Source organism: Streptomyces sp. 1-11 (genome assembly GCF_007176755.1).
GTDB lineage: Bacteria > Actinomycetota > Actinomycetes > Streptomycetales > Streptomycetaceae > Streptomyces.
In genome coordinates, this window is the sequence record NZ_BJTV01000001.1 from 153998 (window position 1) to 175967 (window position 21970).

Consider the following 21970-nt stretch of genomic DNA (forward strand, 5'->3'; position numbering starts at 1 on the left):
CCGGTGGGCAGTGGTCGCGCATCACCTGACCCGCCACTCGAAGGAGTGAACATCGGAGGGGAGTTGGCGGGCAAGTTCCGGTGGCCTGTGCGCCAGGCGGGCGCGGCGGGCCGGTTGGACGCGCGCGGCAGGCTTTGGCAATATTCGCCACCACGCGTTGCCGGAGTGCGTCATTTACCCCCAAAGCAGGCGCCTGACCTGCGGGGCCGTGCCAATTCGGCGATGGTTGCCAGCCTTTGGCGGAGGCTGTGAAGGGCTGGTGCAGACTGGCCGGATGCGAACCGATCTCGTTTCGGAACCCGGCGACGCGAATCGCCCCAACGAGGACTTCGCGGGCGTCGCACTGCCCGCCTGCGGTCAGGGCGGTTGTGTGATCTTGCTCGACGGAGTGACGCCGCCGCGCGGCGCGACGGGCTGTACGCACTCCGTTCCCTGGTTCACGTCGCGGCTCGGCGGTGCGCTGACCGAACTGACCGTTTCCGGCCAGGAACTGACACTGCCGGAGATCCTGTCGCGGGCGATCGCCCGGACCGCCGGCGCCCACGCGGACGCCTGTGACCTTTCTCACCCGCGCACCCCGCAGGCAACCGTGGCGCTCGCCCGCTGGTCGGCCGACCTGGTGGAGTACCTGGTGCTGTCAGACTCGGCGCTGCTCCTGCAGGCCCCCGACGGCACGGTCACCCCGGTGCTGGACGACCGGCTGGCCCGGCTGCCCCGGTCGGCGCTGGCCTCCGCCGCGCTGGTGGACGCCGGCCTCCGCAACCGGGAGGGCGGTTTCTTCACGGCCGCGGCCGATCCCTCGGTCGCCGCCCGCGCGGTGACCGGCGTCCTCCCGCGCGACCGGGTCCGCGCGCTGGCGGCGCTGTCGGACGGCGCGACCCGGTGGACGGAGTGGTTCCGGGCGGGCGACTGGGCGGAGCTGTTCGCCCTCGTCGCCGGGGAGGGCGCCCGCTCGCTGGTGGACCGGGTGCGCGAGCTGGAGTCGGCGGACCGGGAGGAGCGGGCGTTCCTGGGGCGCGGCAAGACCCACGACGACGCGACGGTGGTGTACGCCGAGCTGTGAGCGCGGCCGTTCAGCGCTCCATGACGCCGTTCAGCTCGTGGAGCAGCCGGGCCAGTTCGGCCACCTCGCGGCGGTCCCAGTGGGCGAGCTGGCTGACGTAGCGGGCGCGGCGGGCCTCGCGGACCGTGCCGACGCGGCCGCGGCCCTCGTCGGTGAGGGTGACCAGCCAGGCGCGGCCGTCGGCCGGGTCGGGCTCGCGGGCGACCAGGCCGAGCTCCTCCAGGGCGCGGAGCTGGCGGGACATGGTGGCCTTGCCGACGCCGATGTAGGCGGCGAGCTCGGTGGCGCGCTGGCCGCCGAGCTCGTCGAGGCGGATGAGCAGGCCGTAGGCGGCGGACTCCAGGTCGGGGTGCACCTCGCGTGCCATCTCGCCCTGGTTGGCCCGGGCCCGCCTGAGCAGCACGGTCAACTCGCGCTCCAGCGACAGGAATTCCTGGTCTGCACCACTGGGCGTCACCTGGCCGGTGACACGGCGTCCGTCGCCGTTCGCGTCCTCGTGCACGTCAGCACCCCTGATCGGTTTCGCCGTCCTGAAAGTTTTTGCCAACCGCCGCCATAGCCGCAGCTCTTCAAGTATTTCGCAGGCTTAGACCAACGGCAGCATCCGGATCCCCTTCCCAGGGCGTCATCTACGTGCGTAGCTTCTTGGACAGGCAAACGATGACATGCCCACGCCAGTGGTTCAGCGGTCACCCCACGTTCCCCCACCTCACTCCCCGGAGGCACGTCATGCCCGTGCACAGACCCGGTTCCCTCCGTCCGCGCCCGCTCGCCATCCTCGTCACGGCCCTGCTCGCGGTGCTCGGCCTCGCCCTTCCGCTCACCTCCGCCCAGGCGGCGACCACCCCCAGCCGCGGTTCGGCGTCCATGGGTATGGGGGTGGTCGCCCACGACGGGCAGCACGGCACCCCCAGCACCGGTGACGCCACCCAGACCGAGGGCGTCGACGTCTCCGGCTACCAGGGCAACGTCGCCTGGTCCACGCTGTGGAACAGCGGCGTCCGCTGGGCCTACACCAAGGCCACGGAGGGCACGTACTACACGAACCCGTACTTCGCCCAGCAGTACAACGGCTCGTACAACGTCGGCATGATCCGCGGCGCGTACCACTTCGCCACCCCGGACACCACCAGCGGCGCCACTCAGGCCAACTACTTCGTCGACCACGGCGGCGGCTGGTCCCGGGACGGCAAGACCCTGCCCGGCGTGCTGGACATCGAGTGGAACCCGTACGGAGCCGCCTGCTACGGCAAGACCGCGTCCGGGATGGTCAGCTGGATCGCCGACTTCCTGAACACCTACAAGGCGCGCACCGGCCGGGACGCCGTCATCTACACGGCGACCAGCTGGTGGACCCAGTGCACCGGCAACTATGGCGGCTTCGCCGTGAACAACCCGCTGTGGATCGCCCGCTACGCCACGGACCCCGGCACCCTGCCGGCGGGCTGGGGGTACTACACGATGTGGCAGTACACCTCCTCGGGCCCGACGGTCGGCGACCACGACAAGTTCAACGGCGCGCTGGACCGGGTGCAGGCACTGGCCAACGGCTGATCCCGCCCGTCCGCTCCCCGGGTTCCCCGGCGCCGGCCGGCCCGTGGGGCGGCAGGGGCCGAGCACCCACCGGTGAAGGCCCGGGTCCCGCACGGGACCCGGGCCCTTTCTCATCCGGGGGCGTCCGTCACGCCGCCACCGGAACCTCCGGCTCCGCGCCCTTCGCCGCGGGCGCGAGTGCCAGCTCCAGGACCTGCCGGACGTCCGTCACGGCGTGGACGTCGAGCCGGTCGAGCACCTCGGCCGGGACGTCGTCCAGGTCGGGCTCGTTGCGCTTGGGGATGATCACGGTGGTCACCCCGGCGCGGTGGGCGGCGAGCAGCTTCTGCTTCACCCCGCCGATGGGCAGCACCCGGCCGGTCAGCGAGACCTCGCCGGTCATCGCCACGTCGGTGCGGACCAGCCGGCCGGAGAGCAGGGACGCGAGGGCGGTGGTCATGGTGATGCCCGCGCTCGGCCCGTCCTTCGGGACCGCGCCCGCCGGGAAGTGGATGTGCACGCCCCGGTCCTTCAGGTCGGCCACCGGCAGTTCCAGTTCGGCGCCGTGGCTGCGCAGGAAGCTCAGCGCGATCTGCGCCGACTCCTTCATCACGTCGCCGAGCTGGCCGGTGAGGGTCAGCCCGGCCGCGCCGGTCTCCGGGTCGGCGAGGGACGCCTCCACGAAGAGCACGTCGCCGCCGGCGCCGGTCACCGCGAGGCCGGTCGCCACGCCCGGGACGGACGTACGGCGCTCGGCCGGGTCCTGGGCGGACTCGGGCACGTGGTGCGGGCGGCCGAGCAGACCGCGCAGGTCCTCGTCGCGGACGGTGAACGGCAGCTCGCGCCGTCCCAGCTCGTGCTGGGCCGCGATCTTGCGCAGCAGCCGGGCGATGGACCGTTCGAGGGTCCGCACGCCCGCCTCGCGGGTGTACTCGCCGGCGAGCCTGCGCAGCGCGCTCTCGTCGAGCGTGACCTCGTCCCGGTCCAGGCCGGCCCGCTCGAGCTGGCGCGGGAGCAGGTGGTCACGGGCGATGACGACCTTCTCGTCCTCGGTGTAGCCGTCCAGGCGGACGATCTCCATCCGGTCCGCCAGCGCCTCCGGGATGGCCTCCAGGACGTTGGCGGTGGCGAGGAAGACCACGTCGGACAGGTCGAGCTCGACCTCCAGGTAGTGGTCGCGGAAGGTGTGGTTCTGCGCCGGGTCGAGCACCTCCAGCAGGGCCGCCGCCGGGTCTCCCCGGAAGTCGGAGCCGACCTTGTCGATCTCGTCGAGCAGCACCACCGGGTTCATGGACCCGGCCTCCTTGACGGCGCGCACGATCCGGCCGGGCAGCGCGCCGACGTACGTGCGCCGGTGGCCTCGGACCTCGGCCTCGTCCCGAACGCCGCCGAGGGCGACCCGGACGAACTTGCGCCCCATGGCGTGCGCGACGGACTCGCCGAGGCTGGTCTTGCCGACGCCAGGCGGACCCACGAGCGCCAGCACGGCGCCCCCGCGCCGTCCGCCGATCACGCCGAGCCCGCGCTCACCGCGCCGCTTGCGTACGGCCAGGTACTCGGTGATGCGCTCCTTGACGTCCTCGAGCCCGGCGTGCTCGGCGTCGAGCACGGCCTTGGCGCCCTGGATGTCGTAGGCGTCCTCGGTGCGCACGTTCCACGGCATCTCCAGCACCGTGTCCAGCCAGGTCCTGATCCACGAGCCCTCGGGCGACTGGTCGCTGGACCGCTCCAGCTTGTCGACCTCCTTCAGGGCGGCCTCGCGGACCTTCTCCGGCAGGTCGGCGGCCTCGACGCGGGCGCGGTAGTCGTCCGACTCCTCGCCCTCGCTCTCGCCGTTCAGCTCCCGCAGCTCCTTGCGTACCGCCTCCAGCTGGCGGCGGAGCAGGAACTCGCGCTGCTGCTTGTCGACGCCCTCCTGGACGTCCTTGGCGATGGTCTCGGCGACGTCCTGCTCGGCGAGGTGGTCGCGCAGCTGCCGGGTGGCGAGCCTCAGCCGGGCCACCGGGTCCGCGGTCTCCAGCAGCTCGACCTTCTGCTCGGTGGTCAGGAAGGGCGAGTAGCCGGAGTTGTCGGCGAGCGCGGAGACGCCGTCGATGGCCTGGACCCGGTCCACGACCTGCCAGGCGCCGCGCTTGCGCAGCCACGCGGTGGCCAGGGCCTTGTACTCCTTGACCAGGTCGGCTACCTGGCCGGGCAGCGGGTCGGGCACGGCCTCCTCGATCCGCGTGCCCTCCACCCACAGCGCCGCGCCCGGGCCCGTCGTACCGGCGCCGATGCGTACCCGGCCGCGGCCGCGGACCAGCGCGCCGGGGTCTCCGTCGGCCAGCCGGCCGACCTGCTCGACGGTGCCCAGCACACCGGTCTTCGCGTACGTGCCGTCGACGCGCGGCACCAGCAGGACCCTGGGCTTGCCGGGCTCCGAGCGGGCGGCGGCCTGTGCCGCCTCCACCGCGGCCCGGACCTCGGCGTCGCTCAGGTCCAGTGGGACCACCATGCCGGGCAGCACGACCTCGTCGTCGAGCGGCAGCACCGGCAGTACGAGCGTGAACGCCGTGGACTCAGCAGCCATGATCTCCCCTTAGGCAGTCAACTTGAGCTATGCCGACTCAATGTCCGGGGGCCCGCGGTTGTTCCCGGCATCCCGTTCGCTGTGAGCGATCACCGAAAACGCGGTGCCCGGGCGGCCGGTTCGGAGCAGGATGGCCGCATGACTGCCCGGTACGACTCCCCCGTGGTCCTGGACCGCCGCGAAGGCCCGTACGGCGAGGTGGTGCTGCGCCGGCACGGCGCGCTGCTGCAGATCATCGCCAACGGCTGCTTCCTGATGGACACCTCCGACGGCCGCTCGGAGCGGCTGCTGGTGGACGCCGCGTACGACGCGCTGGACGGGCGCCCGGCGCCGGAGGTGCTGATCGGCGGGCTGGGCGTGGGCTTCTCGCTCGCGCACGCCGCGGCCGGCGGGCGGTGGGGAGGGATCACGGTCGTCGAGCGCGAGCCCGCCGTCGTGGACTGGCACCGCGCCGGGCCGCTGGCGGAGATCTCCGCGAAGGCGCTCGCCGATCCGCGCACCCGGATCGTCGAGGCGGATCTCGTCGCTTATCTCGAAGAGACGTCGGACACGTTCGACGCGCTGTGCCTCGACATCGACAACGGGCCGGGCTGGACCGTCACCGAGAGCAACGACGGCCTCTACTCGCCGGCCGGACTCGCCTCGTGCGCAAGGGTGTTGAGGCCTGGCGGGGTGTTCGCAGTATGGTCGGCCGAGCCCTCTCCGGAATTTGAAGGAACCTTGCGGAATGCCGGGTTCCGTCAGGTGCGTACCGAAGAGGTCCCCGTTGCCCGGGGCGTTCCGGACGCCGTGCACCTCGCCGTCCGCCCTGGATAGCGACGGCGCGGCCGGTCCCCGTAATGTGCTGCCCTGGCGCGGATCATTCAAGCGTCAATCGCAGTCATGGGATCACCCCACTGATTCCGGAAAGCAACAGGGGCGGGCGATGGAGCAGACACACACCTCCCAGACCGGCGCGGCCACGACCACGCCCGGCGCGCAGCGCCGGGTCCTGGTGGTCGAGGACGATCCCACGATCGTCGACGCCATCGCGGCCCGGCTGCGCGCGGAGGGATTCCTCGTGCAGACCGCGGCCGACGGGCCGGCCGCGGTGGACACGGCCGAGGCCTGGCAGCCCGACCTGCTGATCCTCGACATCATGCTGCCCGGCTTCGACGGCCTCGAGGTCTGCCGCCGCGTGCAGGCCCAGCGCCCGGTGCCGGTGCTGATGCTCACCGCGCGCGACGACGAGACCGACATGCTGGTCGGGCTCGGGGTCGGCGCGGACGACTACATGACCAAGCCGTTCTCGATGCGGGAGCTGGCCGCGCGGGTGCACGTCCTGCTGCGCCGGGTGGAGCGGGCGGCCATCGCCGCCTCCACGCCCCGCTCGGGCATCCTGCGGCTCGGCGAGCTGGAGATCGACCACGCGCAGCGCCGGGTGCGGGTCAGGTCCGAGGACGTCCACCTCACGCCTACCGAGTTCGACCTGCTGGTGTGCCTGGCGAACACCCCGCGCGCGGTGCTCTCCCGGGAGCAGCTGCTGGCCGAGGTGTGGGACTGGGCGGACGCCTCCGGCACCCGGACCGTGGACAGCCACATCAAGGCGCTGCGCCGGAAGATCGGCGCGGAGCGGATCCGCACGGTGCACGGTGTCGGGTACGCCCTGGAGACGCCGACGCCATGAGCACAGGGCGGGAGGCCGCACGGAGGAGCCCCGGGAACCCGACGGAGGAACCCTGGGGCGGCGTACGCCCGTTCTCGATCAAGACCAAACTGGGCGCGCTGGTCGTCATCTCGGTGCTGATCACCACCGGTCTGTCCATGATCGCGGTGCACACCAAGACGGAGCTGCGCTTCATCACGGTCTTCTCGATGATCGCCACACTGCTGATCACGCAGTTCGTGGCCCACTCGCTCACCGCGCCCCTGGGCGAGATGAACACGGTCGCCCGTTCCATCGCGCAGGGCGACTACACCCGCCGGGTGAGTGAGGGCCGCCGTGACGAGCTGGGCGACCTCGCCGAGACGATCAACGTCATGGCGGACGAGCTGGAGGCCCAGGACCGCCAGCGCAAGGAGCTGGTGGCGAACGTCTCGCACGAGCTGCGCACCCCGATCGCGGGCCTGCGCGCGGTGCTGGAGAACATCGTCGACGGGGTCACCGAGGCCGATCCGGAGACCATGCGGACGGCCCTGAAGCAGACCGACCGGCTGGGCCGGCTGGTGGAGACCCTGCTGGACCTGTCCCGGCTCGACAACGGCGTCGTGCCGCTGAAACTGCGGCGCTTCGAGGTGTGGCCGTACCTGTCGGGCGTGCTGAAGGAGGCCAACATGGTCGCCTCCGCGCGCGCGGGCATCGCCTCCGGGTCCGGCAGCCACACCCGCACGGACGTGCACCTGCACCTCGACGTCTCCCCGCCGGAGCTGACCGCGCACGCGGACCCCGAGCGCATCCACCAGGTGGTCGCCAATCTGATCGACAACGCGGTCAAGCACAGCCCGCCGCACGGCCGGGTGACCGTGAAGGCGCGGCGCGGGCCGCAGCCGGACTCGCTGGAGCTGGAGGTCCTGGACGAGGGGCCGGGCATCCCGCGCTCGGAGTGGCACCGGGTGTTCGAGCGGTTCAACCGCGGCGCCGTGAGCCGGCCGCACGGGCCGGGCAGCGACGGCGGCACCGGCCTCGGGCTGGCCATCGCCCGGTGGGCCGTCGATCTCCACGGCGGCCGGATCGGTGTGGCCGAATCCGTACGGGGCTGCCGGATCATCGTCACTCTTCCGGGACTGACTTCCGTCCAGAGTTGACGTAGGGTCCGAACCGGAACACCAAGATCCACGAGCATCCGCGCAGCCGGACACGTGTGATCAGGGGCAGGCCCAGGACACGCACGCCGACCGGCGGCGCCGGGTCCGGCTCGGCGATCCCGCACATCGACTCACGCACCCGGAACCACGCTTGTTTCCCGCCATTTCAAGCCCTGAAACAAGATTTTTGATGTGACTTACGCGACGATGAACGGGCCCGACCTGACCTTCGCGGTCTTGGAGGCGTAGCCTTTATTCCCGCTGTCCATAACCTTGTGAAGCGGAAGAGGGCGGTTGCCGCCGTGTCGCCACAGTCCCCCAGTAACTCGAGCATCTCGACCGACGACCAAGCCGGGAAGAACCCCGCTGCCGCGTTCGGTCCCAACGAGTGGCTCGTCGACGAGATCTATCAGCAGTACCTCCAGGACCCGAATTCGGTAGACCGTGCCTGGTGGGACTTCTTCGCCGACTACAAGCCGGGCGCGCCCGCCGCGTCGGCTCCGGCAGGTACTGCGGCCGCGGGGGCCGCAGGGACCACCACCCCGGCTCCCCCGGCCCAGCCCGCCGCTCCGGCTGCTCCCGCCGCTCCGGCCCAGGCCGCTCCGGCTGCTCCGGCGCCCGCGGCCGCCCCGAAGCCCGCCGCGGCCCCGGCCGCCGCTCCGGCACCCTCCGCTCCCGCCCCCGCGGCGAAGGCGGCGGCCCCCGCCCCGGCGAAGCCGGCGACGCCCGCACAGGCGCCGGCCCAGCCGAAGCCCAAGGCCGCCCCCGCCGCCGAGGCGCCCGAGGGTCCGGAGTACGTGACGCTGCGCGGTCCGTCCGCCGCCGTCGCGAAGAACATGAACGCCTCGCTGGAGCTGCCGACGGCCACCTCGGTCCGCGCGGTCCCGGTGAAGCTGCTGTTCGACAACCGGATCGTCATCAACAACCACCTGAAGCGCGCCCGGGGCGGGAAGATCTCCTTCACGCACCTGATCGGCTTCGCGATGGTGCAGGCCATCAAGGCCATGCCGTCGATGAACCACTCGTTCGGCGAGAAGGACGGCAAGCCGACCCTCGTCAAGCCGCCGCACGTCAACCTGGGCCTGGCCATCGACCTGGTGAAGCCCAACGGCGACCGCCAGCTCGTCGTGGCCGCCATCAAGAAGGCCGAGACGCTGAACTTCTTCGAGTTCTGGCAGGCCTACGAGGACATCGTCCGCCGCGCCCGCGACGGCAAGCTGACGATGGACGACTTCACCGGCGTGACGGTCTCGCTGACCAACCCCGGCGGCCTCGGCACCGTCCACTCCGTGCCGCGCCTCATGCCCGGCCAGTCGGTGATCATGGGCGTCGGCTCCATGGACTACCCGGCCGAGTTCCAGGGCACCAGCCAGGACACGCTGAACAAGCTCGGCATCTCGAAGGTCATGACGCTCACGTCGACCTACGACCACCGGGTGATCCAGGGCGCCGCCTCCGGCGAGTTCCTGCGCCAGGTCGCGAACCTGCTGCTCGGCGAGAACGGCTTCTACGACGACATCTTCGAGGCGCTGCGCATCCCCTACGAGCCGGTCCGCTGGCTCAAGGACATCGACGCCTCGCACGACGACGACGTCACCAAGGCCGCCCGGGTCTTCGAGCTGATCCACTCCTACCGGGTCCGCGGCCACGTCATGGCCGACACCGACCCGCTGGAGTACCAGCAGCGCAAGCACCCCGACCTGGACATCACCGAGCACGGCCTCACCCTGTGGGACCTGGAGCGCGAGTTCGCCGTCGGCGGCTTCGCCGGCAAGTCGATGATGAAGCTGCGCGACATCCTCGGCGTGCTGCGCGACTCGTACTGCCGCACCACCGGCATCGAGTTCATGCACATCCAGGACCCCAAGCAGCGCAAGTGGATCCAGGACCGCGTCGAGCGCCCGCACTCCAAGCCGGAGCGCGAGGAGCAGCTGCGCATCCTGCGCCGCCTGAACGCGGCGGAGGCCTTCGAGACCTTCCTGCAGACGAAGTACGTCGGCCAGAAGCGCTTCTCGCTGGAGGGCGGCGAGTCCGTCATCCCGCTGCTGGACGCGGTCATCGACTCGGCGGCCGAGTCCCGCCTGGACGAGGTCGTCATCGGCATGGCCCACCGCGGCCGGCTGAACGTCCTCGCCAACATCGTCGGCAAGTCGTACGCGCAGATCTTCCGCGAGTTCGAGGGCAACCTCGACCCGAAGTCGATGCACGGCTCCGGCGACGTGAAGTACCACCTGGGCGCCCAGGGCACCTTCACCGGCCTGGACGGCGAGCAGATCACGGTCTCGCTGGCCGCCAACCCGTCCCACCTGGAGACCGTCGACCCGGTCATCGAGGGCATCGCCCGCGCCAAGCAGGACATCATCAACAAGGGCGGCACGGACTTCACGGTCCTGCCGGTGGCGATCCACGGCGACGCGGCCTTCGCGGGCCAGGGCGTGGTGGCCGAGACCCTGAACATGTCGCAGCTGCGCGGCTACCGCACCGGCGGCACGGTCCACATCGTCATCAACAACCAGGTCGGCTTCACCGCGGCCCCCGAGTCCTCGCGTTCCTCCATGTACGCGACGGACGTGGCCCGCATGATCGAGGCCCCGATCTTCCACGTGAACGGCGACGACCCGGAGGCCGTCGTGCGCGTCGCGCGGCTCGCCTTCGAGTTCCGCCAGGCGTTCAACAAGGACGTGGTGATCGACCTCATCTGCTACCGCCGCCGCGGTCACAACGAGTCGGACAACCCGGCCTTCACCCAGCCGCTGATGTACGACCTGATCGACAAGAAGCGCTCGGTGCGCAAGCTCTACACCGAGTCCCTGATCGGTCGTGGCGACATCACGCTGGAAGAGGCCGAGCAGGCCCTGCAGGACTACCAGGGCCAGCTGGAGAAGGTCTTCACGGAGGTCCGCGAGGCCACGTCCCAGCCGGCCTCCGGCCCGGTGCCGGACCCGCAGGCCGACTTCCCGGTCGCCGTGAACACCGCGATCTCCACGGAGGTCGTGAAGCGGATCGCCGAGTCCCAGGTCAACATCCCGGACTCCTTCCACGTCCACCCGCGTCTGCTGCCGCAGCTGCAGCGCCGGGCGACGATGGTCGAGGACGGCACGATCGACTGGGGCATGGGCGAGACCCTCGCCGTCGGCTCCCTCCTGCTGGAGGGCACCCCGGTCCGCCTGTCCGGCCAGGACTCCCAGCGGGGCACCTTCGGCCAGCGTCACGCGGTCCTCATCGACCGCGAGACGGGCGAGGAGTTCACGCCGCTGATGTACCTCGCCGAGGAGCAGGCGCGGTACAACGTCTACAACTCCCTGCTCTCCGAGTACGCGGTCATGGGCTTCGAGTACGGCTACTCGCTGGCCCGTCCCGACGCGCTCGTCATGTGGGAGGCGCAGTTCGGCGACTTCGTCAACGGCGCGCAGACGGTGGTCGACGAGTACATCTCGGCGGCGGAGCAGAAGTGGGGCCAGACGTCCGGCGTCACCCTCCTCCTGCCCCACGGCTACGAGGGCCAGGGCCCGGACCACTCCTCGGCCCGTGTCGAGCGCTTCCTGCAGCTCTGCGCCCAGAACAACATGACGGTCGCCATGCCGACCCTCCCGTCGAACTACTTCCACCTCCTGCGGTGGCAGGTGCACAACCCGCACCACAAGCCGCTGGTCGTCTTCACCCCGAAGTCGATGCTGCGCCTCAAGGCCGCCGCGTCGAAGACGGAGGAGTTCACCTCGGGTCAGTTCCGCCCCGTCATCGGCGACGCCGGTGTGGACCCGTCCGCGGTCCGCAAGGTCGTCTTCGTGGCCGGCAAGCTGTACTACGACCTCGAGGCCGAGCGGGTCAAGCGCGGCGTCACGGACACGGCGATCATCCGCATCGAGCGGCTGTACCCGCTGCCGGGCGCCGAGATCCAGGCGGAGGTCAACAAGTACCCGAACGCCGAGAAGTACCTGTGGGCGCAGGAGGAGCCGGCGAACCAGGGTGCCTGGCCGTTCATCGCGCTCAACCTGATCGACCACCTGGACCTGGCGGTCGGCGCTGACATCCCGGCCGGCGAGCGGCTGCGGCGCATCTCGCGTCCGCACGGCTCGTCCCCGGCGGTGGGCTCCGCGAAGCGGCACCAGGCCGAGCAGGAGCAGCTGGTGCGAGAGGTGTTCGAGGCGTAGGCCTCCGGCGGTTCAGCCGTCCGACCGGGCCCGGCTCCGAGTTCTTGTGGACTCGGGGCCGGGCCCTTCGCCTATGGGGTGGTGTGGCGGGGGGTCTGCGCGGCTGCGGGTGGGTGGGGGGGTGAGCGCGCCGTTCCCCGCGCCCCCTGGGGTGGTTACGCCTGTGTGTGGGTGCGGGTGGGTGGGGGTTGTTCGCGCCGTTCCCCGCGCCCCTTCGGGGGCGCTCCCGGCTGGGGACGCCGGTCAGCCCAGGTAGGGCTCGAAGTCCCAGTAGGGGCGGGTGCGTTGGCGGGCGGAGATGGTGTGGGGGTGCTGGGCGCCCAGGGTGCGGGTGAGGCCCAGCAGGCCGTCGTCCTCCAGCTTGCCGGCCTCCTCGTGCTCCCGGGCGGCCCGCAGGTCGGCGGCCAGCGCCACCTGGCAGGAGAGCGTGAGCGGGTGCTCGTGCCCCAGCGTGTGCCGGGCCCGGCGCAGGGTCTCCCGGCTCAGCTCCACCGCGTCGGTGATCCGGTCGCCCAGGTTGCGGGCGCTGGCCGCGTTGAGGGCGCAGCCGAGGACCCAGGGGTGGTCGGCGCCGAGGGTGGCGGTGAGGCCCGCGAAGGACGCCTCGAACATGGACAGCGCCTCGGCGCGTTCACCCGCGGCCTGCATGACGAGTCCGGTGTTGGACAGCATGCCGGTGGCGACCGGGTGGGCCGGGCCGAGCAGCGCCCGGTAGCCGACCTCGGCCCGGTCGATCAGCTCCCGGGCCTGGGCGAGGTCGCCGTGCTCCCGCAGGTAGTTGCCGTAGTTGGTGGTGAAGGCCAGGGTCCGGTAGTGCTCACGGCCGTGCACCTGCGCCAGCTGCTCGAGGAGGTTCGCCATCTCTGGCCCGAGGTCCTGGGTGTGCCCGCCTTCCCTGCGGCGGCACATGACGAGCTGGCCGCGGGCCGAGAGGGTCTGCGGATGCCGCGCGCCGAGCACCTGCAGACTCAGCCGGACCACGGTCTCCTGACGGGCCAGCGCGTCCCGGTACCGGCCCAGCAGCCGCAGGTCGTGGGCGACGGCGCCGCCCGAGTTGAGGGTGCTGATGTGCCGGGCGCGCAGCACGTTGTCCCGTCTGGCGAGGGTGTCCAGGTCGAGTTCGTACGCCTCCTGGTAGCGGCCGAGCAGGCGCAGTCCGACACCGTGGTTGTGCCGGGCGATCAGGGCGGGGCCCTCGTCCGGGCCGAGCAGTCTGCCGTAGCCGTCGAGGACTTCGCTCTGCAGCTCGTACGCCTCGTCGTAGCGGCCCAGGTGGCGCAGGCTGGCGGCCATGGCGCCCTTGGTGGACAGCTCGGCCAGCTCGGAGCGCGGTTCGGCGGCGCCGAGACGCTGGTGGACGGCGCGGTCGAGCTCGTAGGCGTCGCGGAACCGGCCGCTGGCCCGCAGGATGTTGCTCTCCTGCGTGGTGAGGTCGAGCATCGGCTGGGCCAGCGGGTCCATGATCCTCGACCAGTTGTCGCGGATGCGCCGGGCCAGGTCGAGGCCGCCCTTGTACTCGCCGCTGCGGTAGCAGTAGCGCAGACAGTTCAGCACGGTCTCCTGGACGCGCGGCTGGGCGCTGCTGAGGGCGCCCGAGGGTTCCAGGTGGGGCAGCAGCTCGGCGTACCGGGGCCAGTTGCGGCTGTCCAGCGGGTTGCCGGGGTCGGCCTGGGCCAGCAGGGTGCGGACCGCCTGGCGGTGCACGATCCGGCTGTCCTCGCTGGTCAGCTTGGTGACGATGTCGTGGACCAGCCGGTGCATGTGGACCGACTCCTGGTGCGGGCCCATCTCGACGCCGACCGGGCCGCGGGTCTCCCGGGTCAGCACCGAGTAGTTGACCAGGGTGTCCAGGGCCCGGGTCCAGGCGGTCAGGTCGCTGGACATCCAGCGCAGCTGCTCGGGCAGGTCGGCGTGCGGGTACGCGCGGATGAGGCCGAGCGGGATGCGTCCGGGGGCGAACGACGTGCACAGGCCCAGGATGTCGATGGTCTGCGGCTGGGCGCCGCGCAGCCGGTTGAGCAGTATCGACCAGGACGTCATCGACGACCGCGGGAAGCCCTCGCCGGTGGCGGGCTCGTCCACCGTGGACAGCCGGCGTTCACGCACCATGCGCAGGTACTCGGGCACCTCCATGCGTGACTCGCCGAGCCAGGAGGCGGCCTGCACCAGCGGCAGCGCCACGTCGCCGAACTCGGCGGCGACCTCGTCGGCCTCGGCGGCGCTGATGTGCGGCGCGCGGCGCAGCAGGTAGGCGGTGGACTCGGCGCGCAGGAAGGCCGGGATCTCGAGGATGTCGGTGTGCTCGCTCCAGCCGCGGTTGCGGGAGGTGACGAGGACGTGGCCCGCACCCTGCGGGAGCAGGGTGTCGATGCCGTCGGTGTCGTCCCAGCCGTCGAAGATCAGCAGCCAGCGGCCGTAGGGCTCACCGCGGCGCAGGGCCTCGCGGACGGCGCGGATGCGCTCGCCGGGCTCGCTGCCGACCCGCAGGTCGAGTTCCACGGCGAGTTCGCCGAGCCGGTCGCGCTGGATGTTGCGGTCGTCGGAGTTGACCCACCACACCACGTCGTAGTCGGTGCTGAAGCGGTGCGCGTACTCGGCGGCGAGCTGGGTCTTGCCGATGCCGGACATGCCGAGCAGCGTGCAGACGGCGGCGCCCCGGCCGGCGTCGGCCAGTTGCTGGTGGAGGCCGGTGAGCAGGTCGTCCCGGCCGGTGAAGCGCGGGTTGCGGCGCGGGACCTCGCCCCAGATCTCGCAGCGGTTCTCCGGGTAGCGGGCCCGGTGGGCGGTCGGCCGCGGGACCCGGCGGCGCTCCAGGCCCAGCCGGCGCAGCAGCCGCTCCTCGGCGGCCTCCTCGCTCAGCCCCCACAGGCTGGCGGGTTCGAGGACCGCGGTGGCCGGCAGCAGTGACCGGTTGGTGAGGTTGACGGCGGCGAACCGGTCGGCGTTGGCCGCGACGAAGCCGCGCAGCGCGTCGTTCCACTCCCCCGCCGGGCGCGGGCCGAGTTCGAAGAACCAGTCGTCGAGGACGAGCAGCACCGGGCCGGAGGCCAGCAGCAGGTCGGAGAGGGAGTCCTCCAGCGGGATCTCGCGCGGCGGGTCCCAGCGTTGCAGTGTGGCCTGATGCCCGTGGCTCTCCAGGCACTGGGCGATCCAGGCCGCCCAGGCGCGGTGGTAGCCGGGGAAGACCACCAGGATGCGTTCGGGTGCCAGGGCCCCGTCCCCGCCCGACCGCCGCAGATCCGCCATCGCACGCTCCCTGTTCCCGCGACCGCACTCTCACGGCACACGCTAACGCACAGAAATTACGCCCTCGCGGAGCGTCACAGCGCATTTTGGGCCGTCACGCCGAGACCGGCGTGGTGGCGCTCCATGCCCTGGACGAACTCCCTTCCCGCTGGGGTCAGTTCATCGGATTCCAGGAGGAGGGACAAGGCCTGCCCCACCTCCGCGCGGAGCACCTCGAACCGCTCGCCGGCCCGGCGCCGCCACGCCGGGGCGGCCGCGGCGCCGGTGCGCACCCTCCACCACAGGTCGGTCAGGGCCAGATGCGCGTAGGCGCCCTGCAGCACGGCCGGGGCCGGACGGAGGTCGGGGCGCCAGCCGACCCGGTGCACCGCGCGACCGCCCGGCGCGCACAGCGGGACCACTTCGTCCAGGGCCGCCAGCTTGGTGTGGTGGGTCTCGTGCACCAGGGACTCGGCGAGTTCCCGCGCCGTGTCCGGCAGCTGGACCAGCGCGGCACCGGGCGCCGACCTGAGCGTGGCGCTCATCGGGGTGGCGCCCGGCCCGGCCGCGGCCAGCGGGACCACGGCGCGCAGCAGGGCACCGGTCTCGGCGGCGCGCGGCCCGTCGACCGCGGTCAGCAGTTCGCGGGCACGGCGCCAGGGAACGGCCCACGCCTCCCAGGGGGAGTCGGTGCGGCCGGCGGCCCGCAGCTGTCCCGGGACGGCGCCGGGCGGGGGCGCCCGGTACGGATCGAGGTCGTCGAGGCGGACGGTGCCGCCGGGCAGCGTGCGCAGCGCGCTCCAGCCGGTGCCGTCCCCGGCCCGCCGGACCTCGCCGGACCCGGGCCGCCCCGCGGGGTGCGGCAGGACCGTCCCGGTGTGCCCGTCGCCGTCGGCGACCCGCGTTCCGTCCGGTCCCGTCTCCAGCCGGGCCAGGCCCGAGGGGCAGCGCAGCACGCCGAGGCCGGGCAGCACCAGCAGGCCGGTGGGCACGGTCAGGGTTCCGGTCACCGGGTGGCCCGCGCGGACGGCCGCGGCGACGGCGACACCGCCCAGATGGGCCAGCCGCCGTTCGAACGCGGCTCCCGGCGGCGCGGCGAGCGCGGCGGCCAGCCAGGCGCCGGTCGTCGGGTAGTCGAGCACCTCGCGAACGGCGGCCGGGCCGGTCCGCTCCGCGGCCGCCAGCAGCGCCCAGGCCCGCTCGAACTCCCCGTGCGCGGCGGGCCCCAGGAGCCGGCGCTGCCGGTCGGTGCGCACCAGGAGGGACTTCAGGAGCAGCATGCGACGCGCGTGGACCGCGGCACGCAGTGTCTGCGTACCCCGGGGGGTGGGGCGGGTTCCGGCGAGCGCCCCGAAGACCTCGGCGGGTATCGGCGCCGAGGTCATTCCCGCTCGTCCGGGAGCCGGCCGGGCTCGCCGAGTCCGGCTGAAAACGTACGTACGCGGGACGGCTGCACCTCGCCCTCGCTGTCGCTGAACCAGACCTGCTGGCACTCGGTGGCATCCCGCAGGACACGGTCGACGGCCGCGGTCAGGGCCGGATCATCGAGAAACCGCAAGGTACGCAGGTCGACGCCGATGAGGTCGGGCAGGCGCGCGGCATGCCCGGCGTCCCGGCCGGGGGCGGCCACCCCGCTCCACTGCTCCGCCACGCTCGGCTCCTCCCTGCCCGCGAACGGCCCGCTCCGTCGTCATGGCTGCCCAGTTCTTCCCGACAGCCCGGAATCGGAAACCCTGACCAGATCAACTCCGGTCAAGTTCTGACCAGTTCGCCCACTCTCCGGTCCACGGCCACCAGGGCGGGGCGATCCGCTCCCAGTCCTCGTCCGGCAGCTCCCGTGGCACTCGCGCCAGTCCCTCCCCCGCCGCCAGCTCCGCCCCGACCCGCCGGGTCAGCTCGACGTCCGCCCAGTCGACCTGGCGCAGCGCCCCGGCCAGCCGCTGCCACTGCTCCCCGGCCGCCCGGCAGGCCTCGCGCGCCGCGCCGGGCCTGCCCATCAGGGCCAGCACCACCGCGCTGCCGTGCCGCGCCCGGGCGGAGGTCGCCGAACCCGGGTCCTCCCCGTGCGCGGCCCGCGCCTCCCGTTCCGCGTTCTCGTACGCCTGCAGGGCGTCCACCAGCACCGGCGCCCCGGCCCGGTGCCAGCCCTCCAGCCGCACCCGCGCCAACTGCAGCCAGACCTCGGCCCGTACGGCCGCGTCGGCCGCCGCGCGCACCGCCTGGCCGAGCAGATGCCGGCTCTCGTACAGGTCCGGCAGGAAGCCGAGGTGGCGGAAGCGCTGGGCGAGCGCGCCGCCGACCAGTCCCTGCAGCCGCCCGCGGTGCGCGGACCGGGCGGGCAGCGCCTGCAACGCCTCGCGCAGTACGTACTCGGCCCGGTCCACGATCCGCGCGCCGTCCAGCGCCGAGGCCCGCCGCAGCAGCGACTCGCCCCAGGAGGTGAGGATCCGGCCGCGCAGGGCGCCGTCGGCGGGGGCGAGCAGCGCTGCCCGCTCATAGGCCTCGTCGGCCTCGGGGGCCTCGCCCGCCGCGTCGTGGAAGGCGGCCAGCGCGGCCAGGCTGGGCAGCAGCAGACCGGGGTCGTCCCCGGCGGCGCCCCTGGCCCGCAGCAGCGCCCGCCGGGTCTCGGCGTCCCCGGCGCCGGCCTCCCGCAGCGCCCGTGCCAGGTCGAGCAGGGCGAGCCCGCGCACGGCGTCGGGGGCGTACTCCAGGTCCAGCGTGGCGCAGGCCTCGCGGAGCTCGCCGACGGCGGCGGCGGGGCGCCGCAGGTCCAGCAGGATCCGGCCGCGCAGCAGCACTCGGGAGCGGTGGGCGGTGACGGCCCAGGGCACCCGGCCCGCGCCCGCCGGCACCCGGCGCGGTGCCGGGCCGGCGTCACGATCCGCGTCACCGGCGGCGGACCTGGCGGGCTCGGCTGGCCCGGCGGGCTCGGTGGGCTCGGTGGGCCCGGCGGGCACTACGGGCTCTGCGGACCCGGCGGGTTCTGCGAATCGAGCGGGCTCGGCGGGTTCTGCGGACCCGGCGACCTCGGCGGGCTCGGCGGACACTACGGGCTCTGCGGACCCGGCGGGCTCCTGCGAGCCCGCGGACTGGGAGGACTCGGCGGCCACTGCGGGCCCTGCATGCTCTGCGGACCGGGCGGACCCGGCGGCCGGTTCCGTCCCACCGGCCGCCCCCTCGGCCGCCCCGCCAGCCGTCCCGTCGGCCGTCTCACCGGCCGTCCCGCCGCTGGCGTCCGGGCTCGACCCGGCGTCCTCCCGGGCGCCGTCCGGTCGCGCGGGGGTGTCCTGGTCGTCCTGGTGTCCGGTCCGGGACCAGTGCCGTGCCTGCTCGGTCAGGGACGGCCAGGGAGCGGTCTCGGGGTCCAGGACGTCCAGGGCGGCGGTGAGCTGGCCGTCCTCCGCCGTCAGGTGCCACAGCTCACGGCGGCAGGCGGCGAGTTCCAGGGCGGCCTCGGCGCGCTCGCGGCCGCCGGGTCCGGCCGCGGCGTGGGCCGCGGCGAGTTCGGCCACTGCCTCGCGCAGCAGTTCGGTCCGGCGTCCCGTCGTGCGCGCGGCCGCCGTGCCCGCCTCGGCGCGCAGGATACGGCCGAGGACGAGGTGGGGCCGTACGGCGGCACCGGTGTCCGGAGGCACCGCCGGGGCCTGGCCGGTCGCGGCGAGGGCCTGTTCCCGGGCGCGGCGCAGCACCTCCGGGTCGGCCAGGTGGCGCCACTGGTCCAGCAGGCGCTCGGCCTCGGTGAGCGGGTCGGGGGTGACGAGGTCCGGCAGGTAGAAGCGCAGGACGCGGGCCGGGATGCGGGCGAACAGTTCGGCCTCGACGCTGCCGCCGTCCTCCGGCGGGACGCCTTCCGGCGGGAGCCGGCCGGCGTCGGCGGACGCGTCGTGGTCGGCGAGCCGGGCCGCGGCGAGGGCGGCGAAGTTGCGGGTGCCCCGGCCGAAGTGCCGCTCCACGTAGGCCGAGCAGTGCTTGAGGACCAGCCCTGCGGTGTCCTGGTCGAGGGAGGACAGCAGCAGGTTCTGGACCCGGCCCGAGTAGGCGAAGCAGGGCTGCTCCCCGGTGCCCGGGAGCTGCCTGAGCAGCCCGCCGAGCAGCACCTCGGCCAGCTCCATGGGCCCGGTGTCCGGCAGCATCGCCCGCTGGACCAGTTGCATCACGGGCAGGGTGAGCGGAGCCGCGGCCAGGTAGACCGCCAGCCGCACGGCACCGGGCGAGGCTCCGGCGCGGAAGGCCCGCAGCAACTCGTCGTCGCTGCGCGGCTCGTGGTGGACGTAGACCTCGCCGATCTCGCCGTCGGCCCGCAGGGCGTCGTCGCGCGCAACGTCGCCGTGCGGCGGGCCATCGCCGTGCCGGGCCGGGCCGGCGGGCGCCGGCGGTGCCGGGGCGGTGAGCGCCGCCCACGCCCGCTCGCTGACGGGACCGCTGCCGCCGAGCAGCCGGGCGAAGGCCTCGAACGCCTCCGGAGTGGGCTGCAGCACCGGCACCGGCCGGGCGCCCGGCGCCGGTTGCTCCCAGGGCTCGTCGTCGGGCACGAAGGCCAGCCGCCCGGCCACCTCGGCGGGGCGCACCAGCAGGCCGGGCTCGGCGGGCAGCGCGGTGCGGCCCCAGAGCCGGGGCGGCAACGGCTGGACGACGGCCAGCGGGGCGGTGCGCGGCCACTGGTGCAGCAGCCGCTGCGCGCCGCCGTTCTGCCACAGCGGCCCCACGCAGTCGCTGATCACGAAGGTGATCCGGCGGCCGGTGGGGTCGTGCAGTTCGTCGGCCGGGCGCAGCCGGGTGTGTCGTCCCGGGCCGGCGGTGGTGCCGACGAGCAGGGCGCCGGAGTCGTCGGCGTACAGGTGGTGGACGCGGACGGAGGCGAACGCGCCGGACTGCTGGCAGGCCTGCCGCAGTTCCTCGACGAGCTGTCCCCAGACGGCCATGTTCGGCCCGGTGTCCATGAGCAACTGGACGTCGCAGCGCCGGCGGCGGCCGGGCCGGGTGACCGGGAGCAGAATGCCGCTGGCGGCGGCCCGCTCGGCGGTGGCCTCCTCGTCGATCCGCTCGTCCCGGGGCGGGGCGGCGGCGACCCGGTAACGGCCGAGGGCGCGCAGCGCCTTCTCCAGGCCGAGCAGTCCGGGCAGGGCGCCGGCGGCGGGCGCCCGGACGGGGAAGGCGGCGGGGGCGCCGGAGTCGCCGTGCGAGCGTGCCGGAAGGCCCGGGGTGAGCAGCGACACCGGGGCGGCGGGGGCGTCCGCTCGGGGCCGGGGCGTTTCGGCGGCCGGCGTCCTGGCACCGGCGTCCGCCCGGACATCGGCCTCGGCGTCGGCGTCGGCGGGCGCGGGGTCAGGTCCCGTGGCGGGTGGGTCCGCCGGGCCGGTGCCCGGCCGCTGTCCGGGCGCGTCGCGGGGCGCGGCGGCGCCGAGCCGGCGGGCCAGCCAGACCGCGTCGGCCACGTCCTCCGCGGTGAGGTCGAGCCCGCCCTGGCGCAGCTTGCCGATCAGCTCGTCCAGGCGCATCCCGGGCATCCGTCCCTCACCTCGTACGGTCGAGCGGCTGCATGAGCATCTCGGCGATCCGCTCCCGGGTGAGGCTCTGCGCACGCGGGTCGTGCCGGGTGAGGAAGAGGGCGTTGAGGAGCTGGTCGGCGGCGAGCACCTCGCCGGGTTCGCGCTCCAGGAACCTGCGGATGAGGTCCGCGCCGCCGGCGACACCGTCCGCGCCGAGGTGCGCCTCGACCATCGCGGTGAGCTGCTCCTCACCGGGCGGGTCGAGCTCGAGCTGGACGCAGCGCCGCAGCAGCGGGGCGGGGAAGTCGCGTTCGCCGTTGGAGGTCAGGACGATCACCGGGAAGGCGGTGCAGGCGATGCGCCCGCCGTGCACGGCCACCCGGTCGCCGTCGTGGGTGAGCACCTCGACGACGGGTTCACGGTCGGCCAGCCGCTCCAGCTCGGGGATGGAGAACTCGCCTTCCTCCAGGGTGTTGAGCAGGTCGTTGGGCAGGTCGAGGTCGCTCTTGTCGAGTTCGTCGATGAGCAGTACGCGGGGCTGTTCGGCGGGCAGCAGCGCGGTGCCGAGCGGGCCGAGCCGGACGTAGGAACCGATGCCGGGCGCGGCCGTCTCGCCCTGGGCGCCGCGGGCCCGTTCGAGCTGGACGTCCTGCAGCCGGCCTATGGCGTCGTACCGGTAGAGGCCGTCCTGGAGGGTGGTGCGGCTGACGATGGGCCAGCGCAGCACCTTGCCGAGCCCGAGCTCATGGGCGATGGCGTACGCCAGGGTCGACTTGCCGGTGCCCGGGTTGCCGGTGACCAGCAGCGGCCGACGCAGGTACAGGGCCGCGTTGACCGCGTCCACCTCGGCCGGCCGGGGCGCGTAGCTCTCCACCAGACGGCGGCGGACGCCGAGCCTGCGGGCGCTGCTGGGGTCCTCGGTGCCGGCCTCCGCATCCCCGCGGGAGGCCGTGAAGTCGCGCCAGGGCGGCGGGGGCGGCAACCGCCGCATGCCGTCGTGCGGCTGACCCACTCCGCTGTAGATCCGCCAGTCGTTCACCTTGGGCTCCTCCCAGATCCGGTGATCATGCAGCGGGCCCGGCCATTCGACGTACGAGGCTACCTTCAGGCGGCCGTGTATGCCGAGATCCGGACGGCCCGGCGTTCACTTCCGGCC

Annotated in this window: 13 protein-coding genes; 6 read left to right on the forward strand and 7 right to left on the reverse strand. The window is 73.4% G+C overall.

The window, feature by feature from the left end; all coding sequences use genetic code 11:
* The first annotated feature begins 274 nt into the window (after window positions 1-274).
* Window positions 275-1063, forward strand: coding sequence for a protein phosphatase 2C domain-containing protein (locus TNCT1_RS00670; protein ID WP_143627002.1), 789 nt, complete (start codon window positions 275-277; stop codon window positions 1061-1063).
* Window positions 1064-1073: 10 nt separating this feature from the next.
* Here the strand turns inward: TNCT1_RS00670 and TNCT1_RS00675 are convergent, their stop codons facing one another.
* Window positions 1074-1565, reverse strand: coding sequence for a MarR family winged helix-turn-helix transcriptional regulator (locus TNCT1_RS00675; protein WP_143627004.1), 492 nt, complete (start codon window positions 1563-1565; stop codon window positions 1074-1076).
* Window positions 1566-1792: 227 nt separating this feature from the next.
* Between TNCT1_RS00675 and TNCT1_RS00680 the strand changes: the two genes are divergently transcribed.
* Window positions 1793-2617 carry a lysozyme gene (locus TNCT1_RS00680; protein WP_143627006.1) on the forward strand — a complete coding sequence of 275 codons (825 nt, stop codon included), beginning with the start codon at window positions 1793-1795 and terminating at the stop codon, window positions 2615-2617.
* A gap of 127 nt (window positions 2618-2744) precedes the next feature.
* On the opposite strand, the gene lon is transcribed toward TNCT1_RS00680, so the two are convergent.
* Window positions 2745-5165 (reverse strand): endopeptidase La, encoded by a 2421-nt coding sequence (lon, locus tag TNCT1_RS00685; RefSeq protein ID WP_143627008.1) that lies wholly within the window; start codon window positions 5163-5165, stop codon window positions 2745-2747.
* A 138-nt stretch (window positions 5166-5303) separates the two neighbouring features.
* Here lon and TNCT1_RS00690 point away from each other — a divergent pair, with 138 nt between their 5' ends.
* From TNCT1_RS00690 to TNCT1_RS00705, 4 genes are all read left to right on the forward strand, one after another.
* Window positions 5304-5981, forward strand: a complete 678-nt coding sequence (locus tag TNCT1_RS00690) for a spermidine synthase (protein ID WP_143627010.1) — start codon at window positions 5304-5306, stop codon at window positions 5979-5981.
* Window positions 5982-6090: 109 nt separating this feature from the next.
* Window positions 6091-6831, forward strand: a complete 741-nt coding sequence (locus tag TNCT1_RS00695) for a response regulator transcription factor (protein WP_143627012.1) — start codon at window positions 6091-6093, stop codon at window positions 6829-6831.
* On the forward strand, window positions 6828-7949 hold the full coding sequence (locus TNCT1_RS00700; RefSeq protein ID WP_143627014.1) for a cell wall metabolism sensor histidine kinase WalK: 1122 nt from the start codon (window positions 6828-6830) through the stop codon (window positions 7947-7949). The genes TNCT1_RS00695 and TNCT1_RS00700 overlap by 4 nt, the downstream gene beginning before the upstream one ends.
* A 302-nt stretch (window positions 7950-8251) precedes the next feature.
* Complete coding sequence (locus TNCT1_RS00705; protein ID WP_143627016.1) at window positions 8252-12100, forward strand: multifunctional oxoglutarate decarboxylase/oxoglutarate dehydrogenase thiamine pyrophosphate-binding subunit/dihydrolipoyllysine-residue succinyltransferase subunit; 3849 nt, start codon at window positions 8252-8254, stop codon at window positions 12098-12100.
* A gap of 243 nt (window positions 12101-12343) precedes the next feature.
* On the opposite strand, the gene fxsT is transcribed toward TNCT1_RS00705, so the two are convergent.
* The 5 genes from fxsT to TNCT1_RS00730 all read right to left on the reverse strand — a co-directional run bounded on the left by fxsT (window position 12344) and on the right by TNCT1_RS00730 (window position 21853).
* Window positions 12344-15346 (reverse strand): FxSxx-COOH system tetratricopeptide repeat protein, encoded by a 3003-nt coding sequence (gene fxsT / locus TNCT1_RS00710; RefSeq protein ID WP_143627018.1) that lies wholly within the window; start codon window positions 15344-15346, stop codon window positions 12344-12346.
* 74 nt (window positions 15347-15420) lie between these two features.
* Complete coding sequence (locus TNCT1_RS00715) at window positions 15421-16605, reverse strand: HEXXH motif-containing putative peptide modification protein (protein ID WP_235902241.1); 1185 nt, start codon at window positions 16603-16605, stop codon at window positions 15421-15423.
* 101 nt (window positions 16606-16706) lie between these two features.
* Window positions 16707-16976: a hypothetical protein gene (locus tag TNCT1_RS00720; RefSeq protein ID WP_235902243.1), complete on the reverse strand. Its 270-nt coding sequence runs from the start codon at window positions 16974-16976 to the stop codon at window positions 16707-16709.
* Between the two features lie 91 nt (window positions 16977-17067).
* Entirely contained in the window at window positions 17068-20832 is a 3765-nt protein-coding gene (locus TNCT1_RS00725) for an SAV_2336 N-terminal domain-related protein (protein ID WP_235902245.1), read from the reverse strand.
* Between the two features lie 7 nt (window positions 20833-20839).
* Window positions 20840-21853 carry a MoxR family ATPase gene (locus tag TNCT1_RS00730; protein WP_143627022.1) on the reverse strand — a complete coding sequence of 338 codons (1014 nt, stop codon included), beginning with the start codon at window positions 21851-21853 and terminating at the stop codon, window positions 20840-20842.
* Window positions 21854-21970 lie beyond the last annotated feature (117 nt).